Annotated in this window: 24 protein-coding genes; 13 read left to right on the forward strand and 11 right to left on the reverse strand. The window is 72.2% G+C overall.

The genetic code is table 11. From position 1 onward, the window contains the following. Positions 1–127: 127 nt before the first annotated feature. Positions 128–754 (forward strand): CYTH domain-containing protein, encoded by a 627-nt coding sequence (locus tag ACIPWA_RS05330; RefSeq protein WP_400288606.1) that lies wholly within the window; start codon positions 128–130, stop codon positions 752–754. A gap of 40 nt (positions 755–794) precedes the next feature. On the opposite strand, the gene ACIPWA_RS05335 is transcribed toward ACIPWA_RS05330, so the two are convergent. Further along, positions 795–1,439 (reverse strand): hypothetical protein, encoded by a 645-nt coding sequence (locus ACIPWA_RS05335; protein WP_400288608.1) that lies wholly within the window; start codon positions 1,437–1,439, stop codon positions 795–797. Positions 1,440–1,645: 206 nt separating this feature from the next. Here ACIPWA_RS05335 and ACIPWA_RS05340 point away from each other — a divergent pair, with 206 nt between their 5' ends. After that, complete coding sequence (locus ACIPWA_RS05340; protein ID WP_400288610.1) at positions 1,646–3,346, forward strand: cation:proton antiporter; 1,701 nt, start codon at positions 1,646–1,648, stop codon at positions 3,344–3,346. 103 nt (positions 3,347–3,449) lie between these two features. On the opposite strand, the gene ACIPWA_RS05345 is transcribed toward ACIPWA_RS05340, so the two are convergent. The 3 genes from ACIPWA_RS05345 to ACIPWA_RS05355 form a co-directional block, all read right to left on the reverse strand. Continuing rightward, entirely contained in the window at positions 3,450–4,244 is a 795-nt protein-coding gene (locus ACIPWA_RS05345; protein ID WP_400288612.1) for a M15 family metallopeptidase, read from the reverse strand. A 204-nt stretch (positions 4,245–4,448) separates the two neighbouring features. Next, positions 4,449–5,537: a hemolysin family protein gene (locus tag ACIPWA_RS05350; RefSeq protein WP_400288614.1), complete on the reverse strand. Its 1,089-nt coding sequence runs from the start codon at positions 5,535–5,537 to the stop codon at positions 4,449–4,451. Continuing rightward, positions 5,534–7,024: a hemolysin family protein gene (locus ACIPWA_RS05355; RefSeq protein WP_400288616.1), complete on the reverse strand. Its 1,491-nt coding sequence runs from the start codon at positions 7,022–7,024 to the stop codon at positions 5,534–5,536. Before ACIPWA_RS05355 ends, ACIPWA_RS05350 begins: the two co-directional genes overlap by 4 nt. A gap of 184 nt (positions 7,025–7,208) precedes the next feature. On the opposite strand from ACIPWA_RS05355, the gene ACIPWA_RS05360 reads away from it, so the two are divergent. The 3 genes from ACIPWA_RS05360 (at position 7,209) to ACIPWA_RS05370 (ending at position 13,236) form a co-directional block, all read left to right on the forward strand. Then, positions 7,209–7,973 carry a response regulator transcription factor gene (locus ACIPWA_RS05360; protein WP_225219744.1) on the forward strand — a complete coding sequence of 255 codons (765 nt, stop codon included), beginning with the start codon at positions 7,209–7,211 and terminating at the stop codon, positions 7,971–7,973. Beyond that, positions 7,970–9,136, forward strand: a complete 1,167-nt coding sequence (locus ACIPWA_RS05365; RefSeq protein WP_083201315.1) for a sensor histidine kinase — start codon at positions 7,970–7,972, stop codon at positions 9,134–9,136. Before ACIPWA_RS05360 ends, ACIPWA_RS05365 begins: the two co-directional genes overlap by 4 nt. A 254-nt stretch (positions 9,137–9,390) precedes the next feature. Continuing rightward, a complete protein-coding gene (locus ACIPWA_RS05370; protein ID WP_400288620.1) occupies positions 9,391–13,236 on the forward strand; it encodes a multifunctional oxoglutarate decarboxylase/oxoglutarate dehydrogenase thiamine pyrophosphate-binding subunit/dihydrolipoyllysine-residue succinyltransferase subunit in 3,846 nt (1,281 codons plus the stop codon). An 82-nt stretch (positions 13,237–13,318) separates the two neighbouring features. Here the strand turns inward: ACIPWA_RS05370 and ACIPWA_RS05375 are convergent, their stop codons facing one another. Continuing rightward, entirely contained in the window at positions 13,319–14,314 is a 996-nt protein-coding gene (locus tag ACIPWA_RS05375) for an aldo/keto reductase (protein WP_400288622.1), read from the reverse strand. Between the two features lie 147 nt (positions 14,315–14,461). On the opposite strand from ACIPWA_RS05375, the gene ACIPWA_RS05380 reads away from it, so the two are divergent. Both ACIPWA_RS05380 and ACIPWA_RS05385 read left to right on the forward strand, forming a co-directional pair. Next, positions 14,462–15,376: an aldose 1-epimerase family protein gene (locus ACIPWA_RS05380; protein WP_400288624.1), complete on the forward strand. Its 915-nt coding sequence runs from the start codon at positions 14,462–14,464 to the stop codon at positions 15,374–15,376. Positions 15,377–15,493: 117 nt separating this feature from the next. Next, the gene (locus ACIPWA_RS05385; protein WP_235534437.1) at positions 15,494–16,126 is read left to right on the forward strand and encodes a GDSL-type esterase/lipase family protein; all 633 of its coding nucleotides are present in this window, start codon (positions 15,494–15,496) and stop codon (positions 16,124–16,126) included. 142 nt (positions 16,127–16,268) lie between these two features. Here ACIPWA_RS05385 and ACIPWA_RS05390 read toward each other — a convergent pair whose 3' ends face one another. Genes ACIPWA_RS05390 through ACIPWA_RS05400 form a run of 3 tightly spaced genes read right to left on the reverse strand, consistent with a single transcriptional unit; the run spans position 16,269 to position 18,750 of the window. Then, the gene (locus ACIPWA_RS05390) at positions 16,269–17,198 is read right to left on the reverse strand and encodes a DUF4097 family beta strand repeat-containing protein (RefSeq protein WP_400288626.1); all 930 of its coding nucleotides are present in this window, start codon (positions 17,196–17,198) and stop codon (positions 16,269–16,271) included. Further along, positions 17,195–17,797 carry a PadR family transcriptional regulator gene (locus tag ACIPWA_RS05395; protein ID WP_068625411.1) on the reverse strand — a complete coding sequence of 201 codons (603 nt, stop codon included), beginning with the start codon at positions 17,795–17,797 and terminating at the stop codon, positions 17,195–17,197. The genes ACIPWA_RS05390 and ACIPWA_RS05395 overlap by 4 nt, the downstream gene beginning before the upstream one ends. Then, positions 17,797–18,750: a DUF4097 family beta strand repeat-containing protein gene (locus tag ACIPWA_RS05400; RefSeq protein ID WP_400288627.1), complete on the reverse strand. Its 954-nt coding sequence runs from the start codon at positions 18,748–18,750 to the stop codon at positions 17,797–17,799. Before ACIPWA_RS05400 ends, ACIPWA_RS05395 begins: the two co-directional genes overlap by 1 nt. 149 nt (positions 18,751–18,899) lie before the next feature. Between ACIPWA_RS05400 and ACIPWA_RS05405 the strand changes: the two genes are divergently transcribed. Further along, positions 18,900–18,974 (forward strand): 50S ribosomal protein bL37, encoded by a 75-nt coding sequence (locus tag ACIPWA_RS05405; protein ID WP_156968370.1) that lies wholly within the window; start codon positions 18,900–18,902, stop codon positions 18,972–18,974. Positions 18,975–19,115: 141 nt separating this feature from the next. Here the strand turns inward: ACIPWA_RS05405 and rsrA are convergent, their stop codons facing one another. Next, positions 19,116–19,439, reverse strand: coding sequence for a mycothiol system anti-sigma-R factor (gene rsrA / locus ACIPWA_RS05410; protein ID WP_082849193.1), 324 nt, complete (start codon positions 19,437–19,439; stop codon positions 19,116–19,118). After that, entirely contained in the window at positions 19,436–20,242 is an 807-nt protein-coding gene (locus ACIPWA_RS05415; RefSeq protein ID WP_056646784.1) for a sigma-70 family RNA polymerase sigma factor, read from the reverse strand. The genes rsrA and ACIPWA_RS05415 overlap by 4 nt, the downstream gene beginning before the upstream one ends. Before the next feature lie 212 nt (positions 20,243–20,454). Between ACIPWA_RS05415 and ACIPWA_RS05420 the strand changes: the two genes are divergently transcribed. From ACIPWA_RS05420 to hisN, 5 genes are all read left to right on the forward strand, one after another. Next, positions 20,455–21,000, forward strand: a complete 546-nt coding sequence (locus ACIPWA_RS05420) for a ferritin (RefSeq protein ID WP_056646120.1) — start codon at positions 20,455–20,457, stop codon at positions 20,998–21,000. Positions 21,001–21,271: 271 nt separating this feature from the next. Beyond that, positions 21,272–21,898, forward strand: a complete 627-nt coding sequence (locus ACIPWA_RS05425; protein WP_056763989.1) for a DoxX family membrane protein — start codon at positions 21,272–21,274, stop codon at positions 21,896–21,898. Positions 21,899–22,101: 203 nt separating this feature from the next. Continuing rightward, a complete protein-coding gene (gene aroA / locus ACIPWA_RS05430; protein WP_400288628.1) occupies positions 22,102–23,445 on the forward strand; it encodes a 3-phosphoshikimate 1-carboxyvinyltransferase in 1,344 nt (447 codons plus the stop codon). Then, positions 23,445–24,596, forward strand: coding sequence for a ribosome small subunit-dependent GTPase A (gene rsgA / locus ACIPWA_RS05435; protein ID WP_400288630.1), 1,152 nt, complete (start codon positions 23,445–23,447; stop codon positions 24,594–24,596). The genes aroA and rsgA overlap by 1 nt, the downstream gene beginning before the upstream one ends. A gap of 3 nt (positions 24,597–24,599) precedes the next feature. After that, positions 24,600–25,379 carry a histidinol-phosphatase gene (hisN, locus tag ACIPWA_RS05440; RefSeq protein ID WP_068709861.1) on the forward strand — a complete coding sequence of 260 codons (780 nt, stop codon included), beginning with the start codon at positions 24,600–24,602 and terminating at the stop codon, positions 25,377–25,379. 111 nt (positions 25,380–25,490) lie between these two features. On the opposite strand, the gene ACIPWA_RS05445 is transcribed toward hisN, so the two are convergent. Continuing rightward, a complete protein-coding gene (locus tag ACIPWA_RS05445) occupies positions 25,491–26,015 on the reverse strand; it encodes a DUF6912 family protein (RefSeq protein ID WP_056646107.1) in 525 nt (174 codons plus the stop codon). Between the last annotated feature and the right edge of the window lie 4 nt (positions 26,016–26,019).

Consider the following 26,019-nt stretch of genomic DNA (forward strand, 5'->3'; position numbering starts at 1 on the left):
CAGCGCTTGGGCGGTATCGAGTACCCTGCCCACCCATTCTTTCACGGATTGTGCCTCGTTTGTGGGTTCGAGTGCTAAGTGGCAATGTGCCCTCGGTGCACAACTAGTCGTTATGCGAGGGGACATCTTGACCGACGGTGGTAACGGAGACTTCGAGTTCGAGCGTCGCTTCCTCGTGAAGGACGTCCCGGTCGACCTGCTCGACGCGCCCGCCCTGATCGTGCAGAGCTACTTCCTGGCGCAGGACGGCTACGCGATCCGCCTGCGGGTCCAGGCGAGCGCGACCGACGCGACTCTCGCCGCGAGCACGTCCCCGCTGCACGTCCTGGACGCGCACACGTTCGACTTCTGCGCGCTCACGGTCAAGGGCCCCACGAACGGCGGCACGCGGTACGAGGCCGAGCGCGAGATCGACGTGCACGTGGGGACCGAGATGATCCGGCGCGGTGGCGGTCGCATCGTCAAGACGCGCTACTCCGCGTGGTTGGGCGCGGACGGCTGGGTCATCGACGTGTTCGGGGGCGCCAACCACCCCCTGGTCGTCGCGGAGTGCGAACGCTCGGGGCCGGTCGTCGACCTGCAGATCCCGTCGTTCTGCCTCACCGAGATCACCGACGACCGCCGGTTCTCCAACGACTACCTCTCGCACACCCCGTACTCGGGGTGGGCAGCCTCGTTCGCGGCCGAGCTCGCGGTGTCCGGGCCGCGCTTCCGCCAGGACTTCGGGCACAACGCGCGCCTGCCCGGGGAGTAGCCGGGCGGCGTCGACCGGGCCGCGCGCGGCACGCGCCCGCTCAGGGCGCGTCGTCCGCGACCGGTCCGCGGTCGCCGACGGGCGCGGTCCCCAAGCCACGCGCGTAGTAGACCCACGGGAACCAGGTCCCGATCCGCTCCCACCCCTCGGCCTCGAGCCCGAACCTGCTCGCCCCCAGGACGTAGACGCGCTTGTGCTCCCACTGCTGGGTGGTCCGCTCGATCGTGTGGAACGCCGCGCCGAACCCGGTCGAGCGCCACCCGTGCCGCCCGTAGACCTCGAGCGCGGCCATCTCGGTCAGGGCCGTGACAGGAGCCAGCGTCCGGGTGTCGCCCGGGACGGCCCCGGCGATCAGGTCGCCCACGAGGCCGGGAGCCCCGTCGCCAGGCCCGGCGGGTCGCCCGAACCGCTGCTGGGCCGCCTGCCGTGTGATGCCGAGGGCCGTCCCCACGGCCTCCCAGCTGTGCCCTGCGGAACGGGCCGACGACACGGCCGTCCCGAGCAGCTCCTCGGTCGCGAGGTGCGCGCGCGCCGTGAGTGTCACGAGCTCGAGGTGCGCGGCGGGCTGGGTCGCGATGCGGTCGCCGATCCCCGGGTCGGCGGCTGCCACGGCCTCGGCCAGCAGGTCGTCGAGCGACCGCGGGTCGCGTGGTTCGAGGCTGCCCCAGGCGGGTGCGCCGCTCACGGCTCGCGCCCCTCGTCGATGCCCGACGCCGGAGCACCGGTCGCTCCTTCTGCCCGCCACTGTCTCGTCATGTGTCAACCCTGGCTTGACACGATAGTTCTGTCAAGAGGTGGTTGACACCCAGGGTGCGGCGCGCGCCCGGTGGGGAACACGCCGTCGGGCCGTCCCCCGCGCCTCACTGCCGACCCGGGCGGAGAATGCAGGGCATGGACGAGGCCGTCGTACTCCTGGTCATCACCGGTGCCCTGGCCGTCACGGCCGTGGCGCGGCACTGGGACCTGCCCGCTCCCCTCCTGCTCGTCGTGGTCGGGCTCGGCGTCTCGCTGATTCCGGCGGTCCCGCACGTCGAGCTGGCCCCCGAGGTGCTGCTCGGCGTCATCCTGCCGCCGCTGCTCTTCTCGGCGGCCACCGGGAGCTCCTACCAGGACTTCCGCACGTCGCTCAACGCGATCGTGCGCCTGGGCGTCGGGCTCGTGGTCGTCACGGCGCTCGCCGTGGCCTGGGTCGCGACGATCCTTCTCCCCGACCTCCCGTTCGCCGCAGCGCTCGTCCTGGGCGCCGTGGTCGCCCCGCCCGACGCGGTCTCGGCAGCCGCGGTCGGGCGCCGCCTCGGCCTGCCCCGCCGCGTCATGACGCTCCTGGGCGGAGAGAGCCTCATCAACGACGCGACCTCGCTCACGCTCTACAAGGTCGCGCTCGCCGGGGTCGCCACGGGCGCCTGGGTCTGGACCGAAGGGATCGGGGTCTTCGCGCTCGCGGTCGTGGTCGGCGTCGGGATCGGGCTCGTCATGGGCATCGGCATGCACGCTGCCCGGCTACGGCTCGCCGACCCGCTCCTGACGAGCGTCGCGGGGATCATCCTCCCCTTCGCGGCCTACTGGATCGCCGAGGAGCTCAGCGGGTCGGGCGTGCTCGCGGTCGTGGCTGCGGGCCTCTACCTGGGGCACACCGCGCCGACGGCCGGCTACGAGACACGGCTCGTCGAGGAACCCCTGTGGGACAGCCTCGACCTGCTGCTCGAGGCCATCACGTTCGCGCTCATCGGGCTCCAGCTCAAGTTCGTGGTCCAGACCGTCGTGACGTCCGACGAAGGGCTCCGCACGGCCGTCTGGGTGTCCCTCGCAGCCCTCGCGGTCACCATGGCGATCCGTCCCGTGTACGTGTTCGCCACGTCCTGGCTCGACCGCGTGCACCTGCCCGGGTCCAAACGCACCCGGGCCGACGAGCTCGGATGGCGCGAGTCGCTCGTGGTCTCGTCGGCCGGGATGCGCGGCGTCGTCACGCTCGCGGCGGCGGCCGCCATCCCCGCGACGCTCGGCGGCGCCGAGTTCCCCGGCCGCGCCACGATCCAGCTCGCGGCCTTCACGGTCGCGATCGGCACGCTCCTGCTGCAGGGCGCGACGCTGCCCTGGGTCATCCGACGTCTCGGGGTCGGCGGGGAGGACGAGGCCGCGAGCGACGCGGCCGAGGAGGCACGCGTCCGCCGTCTCATGGCCGAGGCGCAGGCCGAGACCATCTCGCGCGCCACGAAGGAGTGGGCGCCCCTGATCGGCGAGGAGAAGGCCGAGGCGACGCGCGCGGCCATGTCGGCCGCGATCGTGGGGCGCGCCCAGGCCGCGGCCCGACTGCTCTCACCCGAGTCCGAGGCCGAGGAACCGGTCGAGCAGGCCCCGTCCCGGGCGCGCCCCACGGGCGGCCGGGCCTATCCGATGGCCCGCCTCGGGGACCGGTCGGACGACCTGCGCCGGCTCCGCGCGCTGCGCGCCGACATGAACAGGGCTCAACGCCAGGTGCTCGTCGACGAGCGCGACGCGGGACGCCTCAACGAGGCAGTGATGCGCAGGATCCTGCGCGAGCTCGACATCGAGGCCGAGGCGCTGGCCGAGTCGTGGGTCAACCGCATCTGACGGCTCCTTCGCGCGGGCCGGCGTGGTCGGCGCGGTCGGCGCGGGTCGACGCGGGCACGGTCGGCGCAGGCACAGCCGGGCAAGACCGCTCGGACGGGACCGCTCAGGTGAGGCCGCCGAGCGCGATGACGCCCTCGGTGAACTCGAAGTGCCACGGCTCGTACGCCCCGCCGCCGCCGCGCTTGGCCCACGACGGGTTGGCCCAGCCGTACAGCTCGCCGTTCTTGTTGATCCAGGAGTAGACCTCCCGGTTGCCCGTCTCGGTCGAGCACAGGTCGATCGCGAGGCCCCAGCCGTGGAACGACGTGCCCGGCTTGGCCGCGAAGCCGCCCCGCGTGCCCTTGAGAGAGACCTGGGAGGCCAGGGTCCGGTAGCTCGACACGAGGCAGATGTCCCGGCCGAACGTCGCGCGGAACGACTCGTTCATCGCGGACAGCGCGACCGCGGCGTCCGGACGCAGCGACTCGCCCGCCTGCCACAGGTCGCACAGCTCGTGCCCCGTGAGCTTGCCGTTGCTGCTCGTGACCTCGATGCTCGGGTCGCAGTTCGGGAGCGGTGCGCGCTCGACCGAACGGCTCGCGGCCTGGGCCCGGCCCTCGATCTTGGGCGCCGACGCCACGTACTCGGACGTGGGCCCGGCCGCGACGGGCGCGCTCACCAGGTCCAGGGCCGTGGGCCCGACGGGCTTGCCGTCCGGGGCGTAGGGAGAGACGGGACCGTCCTGCGCGCCCGCCGAGAGCGGCATGGCGATGGTCGCGACCGCCAGGGTCCCGAGGACGGCCATGCGGGGTGCCCAGCGCTGGTGGGAGGGGATCTCTGCCCGACGACGGCCCTTGTGCCCGGTCTCCGCCTCGCGTCGGGCGCGGCGTGAGTCGGAGGTCGAGGACGACGACTCCACCAAGCCTCCACTCCGAGCGACCGCCCGGCCGCCCGCAGGCAGCCCCTGGACGACCAGGACCGACGAGCGCGTGGACCGCGCCCAGCCTCGCAGACCGGACGACCCTCCCGTTGCAGGAGGAACCGTGCGAACGAAGCAACGAAACAATAACGGGGGGTGACGAGGAAACCAAGTCCCCAGTTCAGGGCCCCGCGCAACGTCGCCTCAGTGCACGCGGCGCTGCATCGCGTCCCGCACCTCGCCCACGAGCTCCTCGAGGATGTCCTCGAGGAAGACCACTCCCACGGCGCCCTGCGCACCCGCGGGCGCTCCGTCGTCGGGCACCGCGCCCGTGGTACCCGGGACCGCGTCCACGCGGGCCAGGTGAGCCCCCGACTGCTGCATGGCGCGCAGCGCGTCCTCGATCTCGTCCCCCGGCTCGGCCGTCGCGAGCGCGCGCACGCGCCAGGACGGGACCGGCCGGAACCGGTCCTGGCCGCTCGCGTAGAGCACGTCCTTGAGGTGCAGGTACCCGACCAGCTCGCCCCGCGCGTCGGCCACCGGGAAACGGCTGAAGCCGGTCTTCGCGACCAGGCGCTCGATCTCGTCGGGCGCGCACCCCTCGACCACGGTCACGAGCCGGTCGACCGGGACCATGACCTCGGCGGCCGTGCGCTCCGAGAACTCGATGGCCCCCGAGAGCAGCCCCTGCTCGTCGCGCAGCAGGCCCTCGGCCTGCGAGTGCTCGACGATCGACTGGACCTCCTCGGCCGTGAACACCGACGCGACCTCGTCCTTGGGCTCGACGCCCGCCCAGCGGACCACGTGGTTCGCGAGCCAGTTGAGCGCGACGATGATCGGCTTGAGGATGCGCCCCAGGACCACGAGCGGCGGGCCGAACCACATGACGGCCTTCTCCGGTCCCGCGACCGCGAGGTTCTTGGGGACCATCTCGCCCAGCACCACGTGCAGGTAGACGACGATCGCGAGCGCCACCACGAACGCGATCGGGTGGACGAACGCCTGGCTCACGCCGAGCGCGTGCAACGGCACCTCGAGCAGGTGCGCGACCGCGGGCTCCGCGACCACGCCCAGGCCCACCGAGCAGACCGTGACGCCCAGCTGGGCGCACGCGAGCATGAGCGAGACGTGCTCCATGGCCCACAGGACCGTCTGCGCGCGCCGGTTGCCCTGCGCCGCGAGCGGCTCGATCGAGCTGCGACGGGCCGAGAGGATGGCGAACTCCGCGCCGACGAAGAACGCGTTGGCCGCCAGGAGGACGATGCCGAGGATCAGTGCGGGGGTCGTGCTCATCGTGCACCTCCGGCAGGCTCGGAGCCCTGGTCGCCCGAGCGCGGGCGCGCACCCGGCGGGCGCTCGGGGGCGGGCCAGCGCGTCGTGCCCGGCCTCTCGCCCTCGATGCCCTGGTCGGGGACGATGTCCGGACGGTCGCCGTCGGGCGACTCGAGCCGGACCCGCAGACGCTCGACGCGTCGCCCCTCCATGGCCTCGACCCGCAGCACCACGTCACCCGCACGGACCTCGTCGCCCGCGACGGGCACCCGGCCGAGGTCTGCCATGACGAGCCCGCCGAGCGTCTCGTACGCACCGTCCTCGGGGACCTCGAGGCCCGTCGACTCGACGAGCTCGTCGGGCCGCAGGACGCCCGGCACGATCCACGAGCCGTCCGCGCTGCGGGCCACCCCGGCCCGCCGCGGGTCGTGCTCGTCCGCGACGTCGCCGACGAGCTCCTCGACGACGTCCTCGAGCGTCACGACGCCCGAGGTGCCGCCGTACTCGTCGACGACCACGGCCATCTGCAGGCCGAAGCCGCGCAGCTCGACCAGCAGCGGCCCCAGCGCGACGGTCTCCGGGACGCGCGGGGCGTCGACCATGAGCGCGGCCGCGGGGACCTCGGAGCGCCGCTCGTGCGGCACACCGATCGCGCGACGCAGGTGCACCAGCCCGACGACGTCGTCCCTGTCCTCGCCGATCACCGGGAAGCGCGAGTGCCCCGAGGTCCGGGCCAGGGCCACGACGTCCTCGGCCGTGTCCTCGCGACGCAGCACCACCATGCGCATGCGGTCCGTCATGACGTCCACCGCGCTGAGCTCGTCGAGCTCGATCGAGTTGGTCAGGAGCGTGGCGACCGAGGTGTTCAGGGTGCCCTCCTGGGCGGAACGCTTGACGAGCGCCGCGAGCTCGGAGGCCGAGCGTGCGCCCGAGAGCTCCTCGCGCGGCTCGACGCCCATGCGCCGCAGGATCGCGTTGGCCGACCCGTTGAGCACCGAGATCACGGGCCGGAAGAGCTTGGTGAACTGGCGCTGGATCGGCACGACCTGCCGAGCGGTCTGGTACGGGAGCGAGAGCGCGAAGTTCTTGGGGATGAGCTCGCCGAACAGCATCGAGAACAGGTTGACGACGACCAGCGCGAGAACCACGGCGAGGACCGTGGCCGCACCGGCGCCGAGCGCCGTGCTCCCCAGCGCGTCGCCGATCAGGTTCGCCAGCGCGGGCTGGGCCGTGTAGCCGAGCAGGATCGTGGTGATGGTGATGCCCACCTGTGCCGAGGACAGCTCGGTCGACAGGTGCTTGAGGCCTGCCCGGACGCTGCGGTCACGACGGCCGCTGCGCTGCTCGGCGGCCGTGGCCCCCTCGCCGTCTCCCTCCCCGTCACGGTCGCCCGTCCTGGACAGCACGGCGGGGTCCAGGGTGACGAGGGCGAACTCGCTCGCCACGAAGACGGCGGTCCCTGCGGTCAGGAGCACCCCCAGCGCGACCATCAACCAGTCGCCTACCACGGGGTGCTCCACGGATATCGGGGTTTGCTCTTCATCGTGGCAACGATGTTATCCGCCGTCGGGCCGCCGTCCATCCGGAAACTCCACCCGGCGCCGGCCGTCGCGAGGCGGACGGGCGCCCGACATCCCCCGGTTTCGCCCCGACCTCCGACCATCGCAGGCCGGTTTGTGCCACGCTGGTGCCATGACAGCCAGCGCATTCCCCACCGGCAGCGGCGCGACGAGCGGGGCCGGACCTGCGGGTACGCCCGCGCAGCAGGCCGCGAACATCCTCGTCGTCGAGGACGAGCCGGCGATCGCCACCGCGATCGCCCAGCGGCTGAGCGCCGAGGGATGGCGCGTCGAGGTGGCACGCGACGGGCTCTCGGGGGTCGAGGCCGCGACCCGGCTGCGCCCCGACGTGATCGTGCTCGACGTCATGCTCCCCGGCATCGACGGGCTCGAGGTCACGCGCCGCATCCAGGCCGAGCAGCCCGTGCCGATCCTCATGCTCACGGCGCGCGACGACGAGACCGACATGCTGATCGGGCTCGGCGTGGGGGCCGACGACTACATGACCAAGCCCTTCTCGATGCGCGAGCTGGTCGCGCGGGTCAAGGCGCTCCTGCGGCGCGTGGACCGCGCGGCCCAGGCTGCGACGTCGACCCCCACGGACCCGCCCATGGTCGTGGGCGACGTCGTGATCGACCGCGCCCAGCGACGCGTGCACCGCGCCGGCGAGGAGGTCCACCTGACCCCCACCGAGTTCGAGCTGCTCGTCATGCTCGCCAGCTCCCCCAAGACGGTCCTGACCCGCGAGCGCCTCCTCGCCGAGGTCTGGGACTGGGCCGACGCGAGCGGGACCCGCACGGTCGACTCCCACATCAAGGCGCTGCGCCGCAAGCTCGGCCCGGACCTGATCCGCACCGTCCACGGCGTCGGCTACGCGTTCGAGCCCCCGGTCGCGTGACCTCCGGACCCCGGACGCTGCGCCCCCACCTCCCGGACGTCCGGCCCCTAGACTCCTTCCGGTCGCTCAAGATCAAGCTCGGCGTGCTGGTCTTCGCGACCGTCACGCTCGCCGTCCTCATCACGTGGCTCGGCCAGCAGAACAAGCTCGGGCCCACGCGGACCTTCCCCCTCGCGATCGTGCTCTCGCTCCTGCTCACCCAGATCCTGGCGCGCGGCATGACCTCGCCCCTGCGGGAGATGACGGCCGCCGCGCGCTCGATGGCCGACGGCGACTACACGCGCCGCGTGCGGGCCACGAGCCGTGACGAGGTGGGTCAGCTCGCGGTCGCGTTCAACATCATGGCCGAGGACCTCGCCTCGTCCGACCAGATGCGGCGCGAGCTCATCGCCAACGTGTCGCACGAGCTGCGGACCCCCATCGCGGCGCTGCAGGCCCAGCTCGAGAACGTGGTCGACGGTGTGAGCGAGGCGAACCCCGCGACCATGGAGATGGCCCTCGCGCAGACCGAGCGCCTGACCCGGCTCGTGACGTACCTGCTCGACCTGTCGCGGATCGAGGCCGGCGCCGCGGCGCTCAACATCCAGGACGTCCCTCTCGGCGACTTCCTCGAGGAGAACGCCGACGCGGTCTCCATGGTCGAGGCCGGCAAGCACCTCCAGTACGTGATCGACGTGACGCCCGAGGACCTGACGCTCCCGGCCGACCCGGAGCGCCTGCGCCAGATCATCACCAACCTCCTCCAGAACGCGATCCGGCACTCCCCGCAGAACGGCGAGATCCGGCTCGAGGCCTACCCCGTGGACGACGAGGTCGTCATCGAGGTCATCGACCAGGGGCCGGGCATCGCGAAGAAGGACCGTGAGCGGATCTTCGAGCGCTTCGCGCGCGGCAACGCACCCTCGCACGGGCACTCCTCGACGGGCGGCACCGGGATCGGCCTCGCCATCGTCCGCTGGGCCGTCGACCTGCACGGCGGGCGGATCGAGGTCGCCGACTCGCTGCAGGGGGCGACCATGCGCCTGACGTTCCCCGCCCAGCCCCACCCGCACACCACGGGCCTGCCGGACGACCTGCCGGAGATCCTGGGCACCGCCCTGGGCGAGCCCTGGGACCCCAGGCGCGACACCGGGGAAGACGGACGACCCGACGCCAGCGCGTGAGACCTTCGTCACACTTGCGGCCGCGCATACCCGGGGATGGCCAAACCGACCTCGTCTTTGGCCGGTGAACAGGTCGTCGTTGCCCCCCGTTTGCCTCAGGTAGACATCCGGTGAAGAACGACCGCACACCTTGCGCCGACTGGCGTCCCGGGGCGCCCCGCACCGCTACCGAGGGCCTACGCTTGACGGGTCCGGTTCCGGACTAGGTACCCGATATCCAGTGACGATCAGTGGTGAAAGTGGGCGATCCTCGCGTGTCCCCGAAGGCTGAGTCAGAGTCGATCAGCGCAGCTAGTTCTGTGTTCGGCGCCAACGAATGGCTTGTCGACGAGCTGTACGAGCAATACCTCCAGGACAAGAACGCGGTCGACCCCGCGTGGTGGGACTTCTTCGCGGACTACCGTCCCGGGGAGAAGTCTGCCGAGGCGAACGGGAGCCCCGCCCCCGTGAACGGTGCGTCGACCCCCGCCGCCGCCGGCCCTGCCCCCGCGGTCCAGATCCCCGCGAAGGCCCCGGCAGAGCCGCCGGTCGCCGCAGCGCTCCCCACCCCCGCGACCGACGGCTCGGCCGCCGGCGAGTCGGCGCAGCGACGCAGGTCGCCCGTCGTCCCCGCGGACCCGACCGTCAACGCGGCGATCGCCGCGATCAAGGCCACCCGACCGGTCGCGACGGCACAGCCCGCGACCGCGCCGTACGCAGCGGTCGCGACCGCGCCGTCCCGCTCGGACTCGCCGGAGACCGGCGACGACGTGCAGAAGCTCCGCGGCCCGGCCGCGCGCGTCGTGGTCAACATGGAGGCCAGCCTCGAGGTGCCCACGGCGACCTCGGTGCGCGCCGTCCCGGCCAAGCTCATGGTCGACAACCGCATCGTCATCAACAACCACCTCGCCCGTGGGCGCGGCGGCAAGATCTCGTTCACGCACCTCATCGGGTTCGCGCTCGTCGAGGCGCTCACCGAGATGCCCGCGATGAACGCGAGCTACACGCAGATCGACGGCAAGCCGGCGGTCAAGAACCCCGCGCACGTCAACTTCGGTCTCGCGATCGACCTCGCCAAGCCGGACGGCACCCGCCAGCTCCTCGTGCCGAGCGTCAAGAGCGCCGAGCAGATGGACTTCGCGCAGTTCTGGGCCGCCTACGAGGACCTCGTGCGCCGGGCGCGTGGCAACAAGCTCACGGTCGACGACTTCGCGGGCACCACGATCTCGCTGACCAACCCGGGCGGGATCGGGACCGTGCACTCGGTCCCCCGCCTCATGCAGGGTCAGGGCACCATCATCGGCGTCGGCGCCATGGACTACCCCGCGGAGTTCGCGGGCGCCTCGGTCGAGCAGCTCGCCCGCCTCGGCGTCTCGAAGGTCCTGACGATCACGTCGACCTACGACCACCGCATCATCCAGGGCGCGCAGTCCGGTGAGTTCCTGCGCATCCTCGGGACCAAGCTGATCGGCGAGGACGGTTTCTACGACCGCGTCTTCGCCGCCCTGCGGATCCCCTACGAGCCGGTCCGCTGGACCCGCGACAACACGACGGACGCCGAGATCGAGGCAGCCAAGCCCGCCAAGATCGCCGAGCTCATCCACTCGTTCCGCTCGCGCGGCCACCTCATGGCCGACACGGACCCGCTCGCCTACCGTCAGCGCAAGCACCCCGACCTGGACGTGCAGACGCACGACCTCACGCTGTGGGACCTGGACCGCTCCTTCCCGACCGGCGGTTTCGGCGGCAAGACGAAGTCCACGCTGCGCGACATCCTCGGCCTGCTGCGCGACTCGTACTGCCGCTCGATCGGCATCGAGTACATGCACCTGGCCGACCGCGCCCAGCGTCGCTGGCTCCAGGAGCGCCTCGAGTCGGGCTACGCCCGCACGCCGCGCGAGGACCAGCTGCGCATCCTGCGCCGCCTGAACTCGGCCGAGGCGTTCGAGACGTTCCTCCAGACCAAGTTCGTCGGGCAGAAGCGCTTCTCGCTCGAGGGCGGCGAGTCCGTCATCCCGCTGCTCGACGCCGTCCTGTCCAAGGCGGCCGACGGGGGCCTCGACGAGGTCTGCATCGGCATGGCCCACCGTGGTCGCCTCAACGTCCTGGCGAACATCGCCGGCAAGAGCTACGCGCAGATCTTCGCGGAGTTCGAGGGCAACCAGGACCCCAAGAGCGTCCAGGGCTCGGGCGACGTCAAGTACCACCTCGGCACCGAGGGAACGTTCTCCGCCGAGTCGGGTGCGCAGACGCGCGTCTACCTCGCGGCGAACCCCTCGCACCTCGAGGCCGTGGACCCCGTGCTCGAGGGCATCGTGCGAGCCAAGCAGGACCGCATCGACCTGGGCGGCGACGGCTTCTCGGTGCTGCCGATCCTCATCCACGGCGACGCGGCCTTCGCGGGCCAGGGCGTGGTCCCCGAGGTCCTGAACCTCGCCCAGCTGCGCGGCTACCGCACCGGCGGCACCATCCACGTGATCATCAACAACCAGGTCGGCTTCACCACGGGCCCGTCCTCGTCGCGCTCCACGCTGTACTCGACGGACGTCGCCAAGGGCTACCAGGTCCCGATCTTCCACGTGAACGGTGACGACCCCGAGGCATGCGTGCGCGTCGCCGAGCTCGCCTTCGCGTTCCGCGAGCAGTTCGACCGCGACGTGATCATCGACATGATCTGCTACCGCCGCCGTGGTCACAACGAGGGTGACGACCCCTCGATGACCCAGCCGCTCATGTACAACCTCATCGAGGCCAAGCGCTCGGTCCGCAAGCTCTACACCGAGAACCTCGTCGCCCGCGGAGACATCACGCTCGAGGAGGCCGAGCACGTCCTGCAGGACTACCAGGCCCAGCTCGAGCGCGTGTTCACCGAGACCAAGGAGGGCGGCTTCACCCCGTCGCCGTCCTCGGAGCCCGTCGCGGGCCTCGAGCGTCCCGAGTCCCAGCGCGAGGACGCCGGCACGATGGTCGGTTGGAAGACCGCGATCGACCAGTCGGTCATCGAGCGCGTCGGCCAGGTGCACGTGGCACCGCCCGAGGGCTTCACGGTCCACCCCAAGCTCGCGCAGCTGCTCGAGAAGCGTCACCAGATGTCCGCGAACGGCGGCATCGACTGGGGATACGGCGAGCTGCTCGCGTTCGGCTCGCTCCTGGTCGAGGGCACCCCGGTGCGCCTGGCCGGGCAGGACTCGCGACGCGGCACGTTCGTGCAGCGTCACGCGGTGCTGCACGACCGCGAGACCGGCGCCGAGTGGACCCCGCTGCTGTACCTGTCGGCGGACCAGGCGAAGTTCTGGGTCTACGACTCCTCGCTGAGCGAGTACGCGGCCCTGGGCTTCGAGTACGGGTACTCGGTCGAGCGTCCCGACGCCCTGGTCCTGTGGGAGGCGCAGTTCGGCGACTTCGTCAACGGCGCCCAGACCGTCATCGACGAGTTCATCTCCTCGGCCGAGCAGAAGTGGGGCCAGAACTCCTCGGTCGTCATGCTCCTGCCGCACGGCTACGAGGGACAGGGACCCGACCACTCGTCGGCCCGTATCGAGCGCTTCCTCCAGCTGTGCGCCGAGAACAACCTCACGGTCGCCCAGCCGTCGACGCCCGCGTCGTACTTCCACCTGCTGCGTCAGCAGGCGTACGCCCGCCCGCGCCGCCCGCTCGTGGTCTTCACGCCCAAGCAGCTGCTGCGCCTCAAGGCCGCTGCCTCGGCGGTCGAGGACTTCACGACGGGCACGTTCGAGCCCGTGATCGGGGACGCCTCGGTGGACCCGGCGAAGGTGGACCGGGTCCTGCTCTGCACGGGTCGTGTCTACTACGACCTGCTCGCCGAGCGGACCAAGCGTGGCGACGACAAGACCGCGATCGTGCGCCTCGAGCAGCTCTACCCGCTCGACGTGGACGGCATCCGCACGGAGCTCGCCAAGTACGCGGGAGCCGACGTCGTGTGGGTCCAGGACGAGCCGGAGAACCAGGGTGCGTGGTCGTTCATCCACGTGAACCTGCCCGAGGACATGCCGCGCGTGCGCGTCGTCTCGCGTCCTGCCTCGGCCTCGACCGCTGCGGGTACCGCCAAGAAGCACCAGGCCCAGCAGGTCGTCCTCCTCGAGCAGGCCTTCGCCCGCTGACCGGACGCTCTCGCTGAGCGCTGCACGACGAAGGCCGCCTCCCCGTCCGGGGAGGCGGCCTTCGTCGTGGTGGGCGCCAGCCTTACCAGCGTGCGTGGATCGACTCGCGCAGGTACCGGTCGTAGATCTCGCGGATACCGGACGTGAAGAGCGGGCCGAGCACCTCGGCCGACCCGGCTTCCGCGTTGGCCCGCGCCTGCTCGACGTTGCGCGCGCCGGGGATCACGGTCGAGACCCCGGGCTGCTGCCAGATCCAGGCGATCGCGGCCTGGGCGGGGCTGACGTCGGGGCCGAGCACGTCGTGCACGAGCGCGGTGAACTCCCCCGCGGCCGTGATCCCGGTCTCGAAGTCGACCCCGGAGAACGTCTCGCCGACGTCGAACGCCGAGCCGTCCCGGTTGAAGCTCCGGTGGTCGTTATCCGCGAACGTCGTCTCGCGCGTGTACTTCCCGGTCAGCAGACCCGAGGCGAGCGGGACGCGGGCGATGATGCCGACGCCTGCCTCGGAGGCTGCGGGGAGCACCTCGTCGAGCGGCTTGAGCCGGAACGGGTTGAGGATGATCTGCACCGTCGCGGTCCCGGGTCGGGCGATGGCCGCGAGCGCCTCGTCGACCGTCTCGACGCTCACGCCGTAGGCCGCGATCGCCCCCTCGGCCACGAGCGTGTCGAGCGCGTCGTAGACCTGGTCGTCGTCGACGACCGACGAGGGCGGGCAGTGGAGCTGGACGAGGTCGAGCCGGTCGGTCCGCAGGTTGCGGCGCGACCGGTCGGTCCACTCGCGGAAGTTCGCGAGCGTGTAGCTCTCGGGTACCTGCGGTGCCCGCCGGCCCATCTTGGTCGCGACCGTGATCCCTGCGCCGGGGTTGTCGGCGAGGTAGGAGCCGATGATCTCCTCGCTGCGGCCGTCTCCGTAGACGTCGGCGGTGTCGAAGAACGTCACGCCCGACTCGGCCGAGGCGTCGAGGACGGCGCGGGCGTCGTCCTCGCTGACCTCTCCCCAGTCGGCCCCGAGCTGCCAGGTGCCGAGCCCGACGACCGAGACCAGCCTTCCTGTGCGTCCGAGCACTCCTCGTTCCATGTGTTCCTCCTCGTCCTGCGGTGGTGCTCCCGTCGCCCGGGGGCCGGGGACGGTGCGTCGCTCGGCCTGCTGCCCGCGGTGGGCGGCACGACCGGGTTCTACTGTCGCTGCTCGCGCGGTGTTCCGCACCCAGTAACGTATGTGATCGTGAACATCAAACCACCGTCCGGCGCCCAGATCCGCATCGAGCACGGGGACCACCGCGTCACCGTCACGGAGGTCGGCGCAACGATCCGCGAGTACTCGGTCGGGGGGCGCGACGTCTTCACCCCCTTCGCCGAGACCGAGCTCGCTCCCGCGTCCCACGGAGCGGTGCTGCTCCCCTGGCCCAACCGGCTGCGCGACGGGCAGTACACGTTCGACGGCGTCGAGCTCCAGCTCCCCCTCACCGAGGTCCCTCGCCGCACCGCGATCCACGGCCTGGTGTGCTGGGAGCGCTGGGACGTCGTCGAGCAGTCCGCGTCGGCCGTGACCCTCGAGCTGCACCTCGTCCCGACCCCCGGCTACCCGTTCGACCTCCTTGCCCGCGTGACCTACGCACTGTCGGACGCCGGCCTGCGCGTCACGACCCGCACGACGAACGTGGGCGGCACCGACGCCCCCTACGGCGTCGGGTTCCACCCGTGGCTCTCGCCCGGTGACGCGTCGGTCGACGAGTGCACGCTGCGCCTCGACGCGAGCACCCGGGTCACCACCGACGAGCGCCTCCTGCCCACGGGCACCGAGCCCGCGACCGGCGACTTCGACCTGCGCGAGCCGCGCCTGCTCGCAGGGATCGACCTCGACGACGCCTACGTCGACGTCCTGCGCGACGAGGACGGCCTGTCCTGGATGCAGCTCAGTGCCCCCGACGGCCGCACGGCCGCGGTCTGGATGGACACCTCGATGGACACCTGGCAGGTCTGCACCGGAGACCACGTGTCGGCCACGTCGTACCGGCGCACGGGTGTCGCGGCCGAGCCCATGAGCTGCATCGCGGACGCGTTCCGCACGGGCGAGCGCCTGGTGCGCCTCGCTCCGGGCGCGTCGCACGAGGCGACGTGGGGCGCCACGCTGCTCTGAGCCGGTCGGGCCCTGCGGGACGCCGCCGCCGGTCACCTTCATGGTCGCCTCCGGCACCAGTTGCCGTCCGTCGGGCCCGACCTCCCGCACGGGACCCCGGTCGTGACAGACAATGGTGTGCGAGCGAACGAGGAGCACATCACCGTGGGAGAACCTGAAGTACGGATCTGCGTGGTCGGCGACGAGCTGATCGCGGGCGTCGGCGACGCCAAGGGCCTCGGCTGGGTCGGGCGCGTCGTCGCCCGCACCCGATTCCCCGGGACGGCGATGGTCTTCCCGCTCGCGATCCCGGGCGAGACGACCACGGCGATGAGCCAGCGCTGGGACCTCGAGTCGGCCAAGCGGTTCCACCCGGACCCGGAGTCGGACAACCGTCTCGTCATCGCGCTCGGGCGGCACGACCTGGACGCCGGCCTGTCGGTGGCCAGGTCGCGCCTCAACCTCGCGAACGTCCTGGACGTGGCCGAGCAGCGCAGGCTCCCCGTGTTCGTGGTGGGCCCACCGCCGGGACGGCCCGAGGACAGCGACCGCCTCGCCGAGCTGTCGGGGGCGTTCGCCGACGTGGCGAACCGGCGACGGGTCCCGTACGTCGACACGTTCACGCCGCTCGTGACGCACGAGCAGTGGCTCGCGGACCTCGCGACGGGCGTGGGCGGGTACCCGGGGCAGGCGGGCTACGGGCTCATGGCCTGGCTCGTCCTGCACACGGGCTGGCACGCCTGGTTGGGCCTGCCCGACGACGTCGCGTAGGCCGGGCGAGCACGTCGCCCCGCGTTGGCCGAGGGCGGCCGTCGTGCGGCGGCCGATCAGGACGACGACAGACCACAGCGGCTCGTGCCCCTACCCGGGGCACGAGCCGCTGTTCGTCGCGCCCCTTGCGGGCGCGGGAGCCTCAGACCCGCGAGACCGTGAGGTTCCCCGAGATCGAGCTGGCCGAGACGTAGGCGCCGCTCGTGCCGTCGGAGTGGTCGACCGCCGTGGTGCGCGACTGCGTGCTGGGCAGCGGGGCGCCGTCGAGCACGACCTTGCCCGTGACGGCACGCGCCTTGAGGTTGACCCCCGCACCCTGTCCGAGGCGGAGCGTCACGTCTCCCGAGACGGTCTTGGCCGTCACGAGCGGCGTGGTCTCGCGGGCCTCGACGACCACGTCCCCCGTGACCGTGCTGGCCGTGACCCGGCCGAGCCGTCCGCCGACCTCGACGCGGCCCGAGGCCGTGCCGACCCGGACGTCCCCCTCGTGCGCGGTCACGGCGACCCGTCCGGCCGCGGACTTCACCGCGAGCACGCCGACGGTGTCGTCGACCGACACGGCACCGTCCGCCGTGGTGACCGAGACGTCCGCGCGGGTGCCCGTCACGGAGACCGCGGCGCGTGCCGTGGTGACCTTCACGGGCAGGTGCGCCGGGAGCACGACGCGCAAGGTCGCGGTGTCCTTGTCCTTGAGACCTCGGACGCGGTCCACGACGCCCTCGACCCCGGCGAAGTCGTAGGCGATGCGGAGCTCGCCCGCGTGCGACGTGACGTGCAAGGGCCGCGGGCCCACCTCGGTGACGTCGACGCTCGCGCCGGACTCGCGCGTCGGGTCGCTCACGACCTCGACAGCGCCGTTCGTGAGGCCCACGACGAGCGAGGCCACCTCGCCGACCTCGATCTGCTGCGGTGCTGCGATGACCCAGGACTCGGTGCCCATGTCGTTCTCCTTCTGCGTCTGCGTGTCGTGCCGGTCGTCGTGCTGCTGGTCGTTCTGGTGGTGCTGGTCCTCGGCTCCCTGGTCGCCCGGACGCGGGTCAGGGGGCGGCGGCGGCGTGTCGTGGCCCGTCATCGGAGCGTCCCCCGGACGGCCCGGCGTGCCGAGTCGAGCACGGTGCGCAGCGTCTCGAGGGTCAGGTCCGTCACGGCGCTGCTCGCGTCGGCCTGCCGCAGGTCGGCGCGCACGTCGTCGCGGAACCGCTGGACGAGCGCCTCTGCCTCGACGCGTCGCGCGTAGGACTCGCCGCGGCGGGGGTCCGGGGAAGCCGCGGGGCGCGGTCGCACCCGGGCTTCCTGGGCCGCGGCCGCGAGCTCGGCGCGCAGGCCCTGCATCGAGCCCTCGATGTCGGTGCGCAGCGCCTGCGCCCGTGTCCGGACGGTCTGCGCGATCCCGTCCTCGAGCGCCGCGACGTCGGCCTGGCGGGCCATGACCTCGGCCCGGCCCGCGGGCGTGAGCTCGTAGGTGGACTTGCGGGCCTCGTCGCTGCGACGCACGAGCCCCTCCTCCTCGAGCCGTGCGAGGCGCGGGTAGATGGTGCCCGCGCTCGGCCGGTAGGTGCCGCCGAAGCGGTCGGAGAGCTCGGTCATGAGCTCGTACCCGTGCTTGGGGCCCGACTCGAGCAGCGCGAGGAGGTAGAGACGCAGCTCGCCGTGGGCGAAGACGGAGGCCATCAGCGGTCCGCCGGTCCGTCCGCGGGCCCGCCTGCCGTCCACGGCGCCTGCACGCCTGCGGTGCCCCACGGCGCTCCGTAGCCCGGGTACGCGTCGGTCGGGGCGTCGTCGGGGACCCCGTGCCCGGTCGGCGCCCCCCACGTCACGGGCTGCTCGGGATCGCCGCGCAGGACCGTCACGTTCCCCGAGACCGAGTTGACCTGGAGCCTCTTGCCGGGGGCCGCGGCCGGACCTCCCTGGCGGTAGGCGCCCCCGGGCGTGCCCCGGTGCTCGACGCCGTCGACCACGAGCCGGCCGCTCACGCAGCGCAGCGCGTAGTCGAGCGCGTCGGGCTCGGGGACGCGGACCAGGACGTCGGCCGAGACGGCGTTGACGTTCATGGAGTCGGGCGTGCTGCTCGAGTCGAGCGTGACGTTCCCGGACACGGTGTTGAGCTTGACGTCGCTGAGCGCGCCCGACGCCGTGAGGTCACCCGAGACCGAGTCCATGACGAGCGTGCCGACGTGGTCGCGCACCGTGACCTCGCCCGAGACGGTGTCGACCCGCACCGCGCCCGTGGTCTGGGTCGTCATCACGGACCCGCCCACGGTCGCGACCGAGACCTTGGCGTGCGTCCCGGCGACCAGGCCGTCGCCGCGCACGGTCGCGAGCTTGACCGCGACGTGGGCAGGGACGCCCACGTAGACGTCTGCACGGTCCTTGCCGCGGTAGTTGCGGAACGAGTCGAGGAAGCCCTGCCAGCCACCCGTGGGCGAGTACCCGACCCGGAGGCGGTCGCCCTCGAGACGCACCTCGAGCGGCCGGCCCTCGATCGAGTGGATCTCGACGCGGACGCCGGGCTCGTCGTGCACCACGACGTCGATGCGCCCGTTGAGCAGGTTCGCGTCGAGGCGGCTCACGTGCCCGACGTCGATGGTCTGGGGACCCGTCACGGTCCAGCTCTCGGTCGCCATGTCTCTCCTCGCGCTCCTGCGGTGTCCCGCTCGGTGGTCGACGACGCGATGTATCGCGTCTTTCTCCACACGATATATCGCGTCTTGGACCAGGACAAGCCCCGGATGTGGGAACATTGAGCAGACAGAATCCGGCGTGAGGAGCAATCATGAGCAAGCGCGGACGCAAGCGTCGCAGCCGTAAGGGCAGCGCAGCGAACCACGGCAAGCGCCCCAACGCCTGATCACGAGCCCGCCAGGGCCGCGATCACGCGCCTGAGGGCGAGTGCGACGAAAGGGCCTGTCCTCACTCCGGTGAGGACAGGCCCTTTCGTCGTTCTCGGTTCTCGCCGCCCGACGGCGTCACGCCCGCAGGCGCGCCGGCGTCAGTAGGTCTCGATCACCGTGGTGGTCCGCAGGACCGTGAACTGCGCCTGGATGCGCAGCCGTAGCTCCGCGGGCGCCTGCTCGTGGCACGAGCGGCGCACGAGCTGCTTGACCAGCTCCTCCGCGCTCAGCTCGGCCAGGCACGGCGAACAATGCGCGACGTGCGCGCGCATGCGGACCTCGTCGTCGGAGGTCATCTCCGAGTCGAGGTACTCGTACAGGTGCTTGAGCGCGTGCTCGCACTCCGTCTCGCCCTCGGTCGAGTGAGGGATCGGCACGATGACGGGTTCCTCCGCCTCCGTGCTCACGTTCTGCTTGCTCACGACTCACCTCCGGGGGTCTTGGCCCCCACCAGTCCTCGGTCCTTTGCGTAGTCGCTCAGCAGATCACGCAGCTGGTGCCGACCACGGTGGAGCCGCGACATCACGGTCCCGATCGGCGTGCCCATGATCTCGGCGATCTCCTTGTACGGGAATCCCTCGACGTCCGCGTAGTACACGGCCATGCGACGGTCCTCCGGCAGCTCCTGGAGCGCCTTCTTCACGTCGGAGTCCGGGAGCCTGTCGAGCGCCTCGGCCTCGGCCGAGCGCAACCCCTGCGACGTGTGGGACGCCGCACGGTGGATCTGCCAGTCCTCGACGTCCTCTGCCGCGGACTGCAGCGGCTCGCGCTGCTTCTTGCGGTAGTTGTTGATGAACGTGTTCGTGAGGATCCGGTAGAGCCAGGCCTTGAGATTCGTGTCGGGACGGTACTGGTGGAACGCCGCGAACGCCTTGGTGAAGGTCTCCTGGACCAGGTCCTCGGCATCGGTCGGGTTGCGCGTCAGGCGCAGCGCCGCCGAGTAGAGCTGGTCGAGGTACACCAGGGCGTCCTGCTCGAAGCGCGCCGAACGCGCCGCGTCACTCTCCGTGGCCGGAGCCCGGTTGGTGTCCTCGGCGTCGTCGGCTCCCGCGAGGTCGCCTGCGCTGCTGCTGATCTGATCCGTCATCGACAACGAGCCTAGTCCCCCAGATGGTCGGGCGTCCGCCGAGAGCGCTGAAGGGGCGATCGCGCCGAACGGCACGACCTCCAGGCTCGGTGCAGCGGTGGCGCTCTTGTCGGCTTCCGCTTCCAGTACACATGTCACGCTCAGCACAACCGTCGGGCCTCTGCCGACATTCCCGCAGCCCCTCGACGGGCCGCCCGTCACACACCTCCGCCAGGCCTCTCGGCTCGGGCTCCTCCGGTCGGACGGCCCCGCTGCCCCGCACACCCCGCCGGGCACAGGCAAGGCTGCGCTCGGTGAGGACAGGCAACCATCGGGTGTGCTCCGTGCCGATCCTCGCTAGCGTGAGGCGCATGACGACCACGACTTCCGACTCCAGGTTCCGCACGCTCCTGCGCGAGCAGGTCGGCCACGAGCTCGACGCCCACCAGCAGTACATCGCCATCGCCGTGTGGTTCGACTCCCACGACCTGCCCCAGCTCGCGGCGCACTTCTACCGCCAGTCGGTCGAGGAGCGCAACCACGCCATGATGATCGTCCAGTACCACCTGGACCGAGACCTCGACATCACGATCCCCGGCACGGGCGCGGTCCGCAACGACTTCGACTCGGTCATCGAACCGCTCCAGCTCGCGCTCGACCAGGAGAAGCAGGTCACCGACCAGATCGAGGCCATCTTCCGCGCGGCCCGCGAGGAGGGTGACGCGCTCGGCGAGCAGTTCCTCCTGTGGTTCCTCAAGGAGCAGGTCGAGGAGGTGGCCTCGGCCACCACGCTCCTGACGGTCGCCCGACGCGCGGGTGAGAACCTGTTCGACCTCGAGAACTACGTCGCGCGCGAGACCATCGGGGATGCCGGCGAGTCGGCCGACGCCCCCGAGGCAGCGGGCGGCGCGATCTGACCTGACGCACCGAGGGCGGAGCCGGGCTCGTCCCGGCTCCGCCCTCGCCGTGCGCGGCTCTGGAGCTTCGTGCCCGACGGCGGCGCTCGCCCGGGGCGCTGACCGGCGCCTGGCCCTCGATCACCCCGCTCCCCCGGCGCGCGTCGCCGTGAGGTGGCACGCCCGGTGGCATGCTGAGCAGCGATGGGACAGGCTGGACGCACCGACGACGTCCCGGCGTCCCGGACCCGGCCGCTGCCCGCGGCCCCCGCTCGACGAAGGAGATCCACCGATGCTGCTGCGTCACGTCGCGAGGCCCATGCTGGCCTCCTGGTTCATCTACGACGGCGTGCAGGCCGCCCTCAAGCCCGCCGAGCACGTGCGCGCCGCCCGCCGCGGCGTGAGCCTGGTCGGGCAGCAGCTCGGTGTCGAGGACCCGCTCAGCGAGAAGCAGGTCGCGGCCCTGGTCCGTGTGCACGGCGCCACGACGGCTGTCGCCGGGCTCTTCCTCGCGTTCGGCAAGGCCCCCCGCACGGCCGCGCTCACGCTCGCGGCACTCAGCGTGCCGCTCGCGGTCGTCAACCAGCCCTTCACCCCGAGCGACGTGCCCCGCGACGTGCGCACCCGGAAGTTCGTCGCGAACGTCGGCGCGATCGGCGCAGCGCTCATCGCCGGCGCCGACTACGAGGGCCGGCCCGGCGTCCGCTGGCGCGTGGACCGCGCGCGCAAGGACCTCGCGCTGGCCAAGAACGCCAAGCACCAGGTCGACACCGCCAAGCACACGATCAGCTCCACGGCCGAGAAGGCCGCGCACACCGTGACGGACGGCGCCGCGCAGGCCTCGCGGAAGGCACGTCGCGCCGCGAGCTCGGCGACCCGGTCCGCCGTCGACACCGTCAAGGGCGCCGTCTCCTCCTGAGGACGCCTGTGCGGTCGCTCGCAGCCGGACCCCTGGGCGACCCGCGCGGGACCTGGACCGCTGCACCACGGCGAGCGGCGCCGTCGGGCTGGTGAGAGCGCGCAGCAGGTGACGGCGCGCTGGCGGTGCGCCGCGCCGTCGGGACCCTGCCGCGCACGGGACGGAAGCCCGCTCCTCGCACCCCGTGCAATAACCTGGGGCATGTGACCAGCGACCTTCCTGCCGCCCGCTCCGACGAGACCGCCCTCGACCCGGCCGCCTGGCCCGCGCCCAGCCGGACCGGCGCGACCGCCGGCGCCCCGCTCGACGCGACCGTCGCGGTCCCCGGCTCCAAGTCGCTCACCAACCGCCTCCTGGTCCTCGCGGCCCTGGCCGACGGGCCGGGCGTGCTGCGCGGCGCGCTGCGCAGCCGCGACACCGACCTCATGGCCGGCGCGCTGCGCGACCTGGGCGTGGGCATCACCGAGGGCGACCTCCCCAGCGAGCTGCACGTCACGCCCGGTGCACTGCGCGGCCCGGCCCAGATCGACTGCGGGCTCGCGGGCACGGTCATGCGCTTCGTGCCTGCGGTCGCGGCCCTGGCCGACGGCACCGTGCGGTTCGACGGCGACGAGGGCGCCCGCGTGCGCCCCATGGGCCCCGTCCTCGACGCGCTGCGCGTCCTGGGCGTGCCCGTCGAGGGCCAGGACAGGCTGCCCTTCACCATCACGGGCCACGGCGCGGTGCGCGGCGGGACCGTCGACGTCGACGCGTCGGGGTCGAGCCAGTTCGTCTCGGGGCTCCTCCTGGCCGCGGCCCGGTTCGACCAGGGCATCACGCTGCGCCACGTCGGCCCCACGCTCCCGAGCGTGCCCCACATCGACATGACCGTGGAGGTCCTGCGCGAGGTCGGCGTGCAGGTCGACGACTCGCGCCCCCTGACCTGGACCGTGTCGCCCGGGCCCATCGCCGCGCGCGACGTCTACGTCGAGCCCGACCTCTCGAACGCGGGGCCGTTCCTCGCCGCGGCCCTCGTGGTCGGCGGCACGGTGCGCGTGCCGGGCTGGCCCTCGGTCACTACCCAGCCGGGCGCCATGATGGCCGAGCTCCTCACCGCGATGGGCGGCCGGGCCGAGCTGGCGGGCGGCGTCATGTCCGTGACCGGGACCGGCGAGATCCGCGGGATCGACATCGACCTGCACGAGGCCGGCGAGCTCGCCCCGACCATCGCGGCGCTCGCCGCGCTGGCCGACTCCCCCAGCCGGCTGCGCGGCATCGCGCACCTGCGCGGGCACGAGACCGACCGTCTGGCAGCGCTCGCGACCGAGATCACGCGCCTCGGCGGGCAGGCCGAGCAGACGCACGACGGCCTCGTCATCACCCCGCGCCCGCTGCACGGCGCCACGTTCCGGACGTACCACGACCACCGCATGGCGACCTCGGGGGCACTGATCGGGCTGCGCGTGCCGGGCGTGCTCGTGGAGGACGTCGAGACGACCGCCAAGACCCTGCCCGGTTTCACGGCCATGTGGGACCGCATGCTGACGGCCGAGGGATCGGCGAGCTGATGGCGCGGCACGTCCGCGACGAGTCCGACTTCCACGACCGGGCGAGCAACAAGAACTCGCGCCCGCGGACCAAGCAGCGCCCTCAGCACGAGGACGCCGAGACCGGGCTCGTCACGGGCGTCGACCGCGGGCGCTACACGCTCCTGCTCGACGAGAACACCCCCGAGGAACGCACCATCCTCGCGATGAAGGCCCGCGAGCTGACCCGCAACCGCGTGGTGTGCGGGGACCGCGTGGACATCGTCGGGGACACCACGGGCGAGGACGGCACGCTCGCGCGGATCGTCCGCATCCAGGAGCGCACCTCGACCCTGCGCCGCACGGCCGACGACACCGACCCGTACGAGCGCATCATCGTGGCGAACGCGGACCAGCTCGTGATCGTCACGGCCCTGGCCCAGCCCGAGCCCCGCACGCGCATGATCGACCGCTGCGTCGTGGCCGCGTACGACGCCGGTATGGACGTCCTGCTGTGCCTCACCAAGGCGGATCTCGCGGACGCGACTCCCCTGCGCGAGCTCTACGAGCCCATCGGGGTCAAGGTCGTCGTGACGCGCCGGGTGCACGACGACGCGACTGCCGACGCCTCCGACGGGGCAGGGCAGGACGGGCAGGACGGGCAGGACGGGCACGGCGACGAGCCCGGGCACAACAGCTCGGACACGGCCGAGGACGCGTGGCGCATCGAACCGCTCGAGGCCGTGCGGGCCGAGCTCGAGGGCCGCACGTCGGTGCTCGTGGGCCACTCGGGGGTCGGCAAGTCGACGCTCGTCAACGCGCTCGTCCCGGACGCCTACCGCGCCACGGGCGTCGTCAACGACGTGACGGGACGCGGTCGGCACACCTCGACGTCGGCGGTCGCGCTGCGCCTGCCCGACGCCGACGGCAACCCCGCCGGCTGGGTCATCGACACGCCCGGCGTGCGCTCGTTCGGGCTCGCGCACGTCGACGTCGAGAACCTCCTCAAGGCCTTCGACGACCTCGACGTGGTCGCCGAGGACTGCCCCCGCGGCTGCACGCACCTCGACGGCGCGCCCGACTGCGCGCTCGACGACTGGCTCGAGGCCTCGCCCGAGGACGAGAAGGCGGCGCGCACGGCGCGTGTCGAGTCGTTCCGCCGCCTGCTGGCCGCGCGCACCGGTACGGTGTGAGCCATGCCGACCTACGACGACGACCTGCGCCTGGCTCACGTGATCGCCGACCAGGTCGACTCCCACACCATGTCCCGCTTCAAGGCCCTCGACCTGACCGTGGAGTCCAAGCCGGACAACACCCCGGTCAGCGACGCGGACCGCACGGCTGAGGAGATCATCCGCAGCCACCTCTCGCGGGCTCGGGGTCGCGACGCGATCGTCGGCGAGGAGTTCGGCGAGTCCGGGCACGGTGCGCGGCGCTGGATCGTCGACCCCATCGACGGGACCAAGAACTTCGTGCGCGGCGTCCCCGTGTGGGCCACGCTCATCGCGCTGGCCGACGGCGACGAGGTCGTCGTCGGGCTCGTGTCCGCCCCCGCGCTGGGCCGCCGTTGGTGGGCCGCCAAGGGCACGGGCGCATGGACGGGGCGTTCGCTCGCGGCCGCGAGCCGCCTGAGCGTGTCCAAGGTCAGCAGGCTCGAGGACGCGTCGCTGTCGTACTCGTCGCTGTCCGGCTGGGAGGAGCGCGGCAGGCTCGACGCGTTCCTCGACCTGACGCGCGAGACCTGGCGCACGCGCGCCTACGGCGACTTCTGGTCCTACATGCTCGTCGCGGAGGGTGCCGTGGACGCGGCGGCCGAGCCCGAGCTCGAGCTCTACGACATGGCCGCCCTGGTCCCCATCGTGACCGAGGCGGGCGGGACCTTCACGTCGCTCGACGGCGCGCCCGGACCCTGGGGCGGCAACGCCGTGGCGACCAACGGGCTGCTGCACGACGAGATCCTGGGCCGGCTGTCCTGACGGGTCCGTCGTGAGCTGCTGACGGGTGCCGGTGCACCTTGCTGTACCGGCGAGAACGAGGTTGTGGTCGTTATCCGTGGGATAGCGACCACAACCTCGTTCTGGGCACGACTACTTCGCGCGCGGCACGCTCTTGAGCTCCGACCAGTCGTACCAGAGCAGGTCGCGCTCGCTCACGCGGTCGAGGGCCGCGTCGAGGTCCTCGTCACGGTCCTCGTCGGCCGCCGCGAAGACGTCGGCGATATCGGTCGCGGCCTCGGGCTCGTCGACGTGGACGCACACGATCCGCACCTCGGGGATGGTGGCGGTGACCTCGACCGCGCTGGGCGCGACGTCCTCGGCGGTCTCGCCGCCGCGGGGCTCGGTCAGCGACACCATCTCGTCGGGCACGTCGACGGTCACGACGAGGCGCTGACGCGGGGCGCCGACGCGGCCGGCGATGAGGGCGAGGGAGTCGTCGGCGGCCTCGAGGGCCGCGGCGAACTCCAGGCCCTCCTCGTCCTCGTCGGGCAGCTCGCGGGAGAGGGCGGACGTGACGGCGTGAGCGGCTCGCGGAGCGAGGGACCACACGGCCTCGTCGCCGGTCACGGTGACGGCGTCGAGCTCGTCGACGGTGGCGGGAACGTAGATGCGCATGGGA

The organism is Oerskovia enterophila, assembly GCF_044748475.1.
Taxonomy (GTDB): domain Bacteria; phylum Actinomycetota; class Actinomycetes; order Actinomycetales; family Cellulomonadaceae; genus Oerskovia; species Oerskovia enterophila.

Coding starts and splice junctions, on each gene's coding strand:
- ACIPWA_RS05420 (WP_056646120.1), top strand. CDS start 20,455: ATGACGACCACGACTTCCGACTCCAGGTTCCGCACGCTCCTGCGCGAG.
- rsgA (WP_400288630.1), top strand. CDS start 23,445: ATGGCGCGGCACGTCCGCGACGAGTCCGACTTCCACGACCGGGCGAGC.
- ACIPWA_RS05360 (WP_225219744.1), top strand. CDS start 7,209: ATGACAGCCAGCGCATTCCCCACCGGCAGCGGCGCGACGAGCGGGGCC.
- ACIPWA_RS05425 (WP_056763989.1), top strand. CDS start 21,272: ATGCTGCTGCGTCACGTCGCGAGGCCCATGCTGGCCTCCTGGTTCATC.
- ACIPWA_RS05375 (WP_400288622.1), bottom strand. CDS start 14,314: ATGGAACGAGGAGTGCTCGGACGCACAGGAAGGCTGGTCTCGGTCGTC.
- ACIPWA_RS05445 (WP_056646107.1), bottom strand. CDS start 26,015: ATGCGCATCTACGTTCCCGCCACCGTCGACGAGCTCGACGCCGTCACC.
- ACIPWA_RS05400 (WP_400288627.1), bottom strand. CDS start 18,750: ATGGCGACCGAGAGCTGGACCGTGACGGGTCCCCAGACCATCGACGTC.
- hisN (WP_068709861.1), top strand. CDS start 24,600: ATGCCGACCTACGACGACGACCTGCGCCTGGCTCACGTGATCGCCGAC.
- ACIPWA_RS05395 (WP_068625411.1), bottom strand. CDS start 17,797: ATGGCCTCCGTCTTCGCCCACGGCGAGCTGCGTCTCTACCTCCTCGCG.
- ACIPWA_RS05350 (WP_400288614.1), bottom strand. CDS start 5,537: ATGAGCACGACCCCCGCACTGATCCTCGGCATCGTCCTCCTGGCGGCC.
- ACIPWA_RS05340 (WP_400288610.1), top strand. CDS start 1,646: ATGGACGAGGCCGTCGTACTCCTGGTCATCACCGGTGCCCTGGCCGTC.
- ACIPWA_RS05390 (WP_400288626.1), bottom strand. CDS start 17,198: ATGACGGGCCACGACACGCCGCCGCCGCCCCCTGACCCGCGTCCGGGC.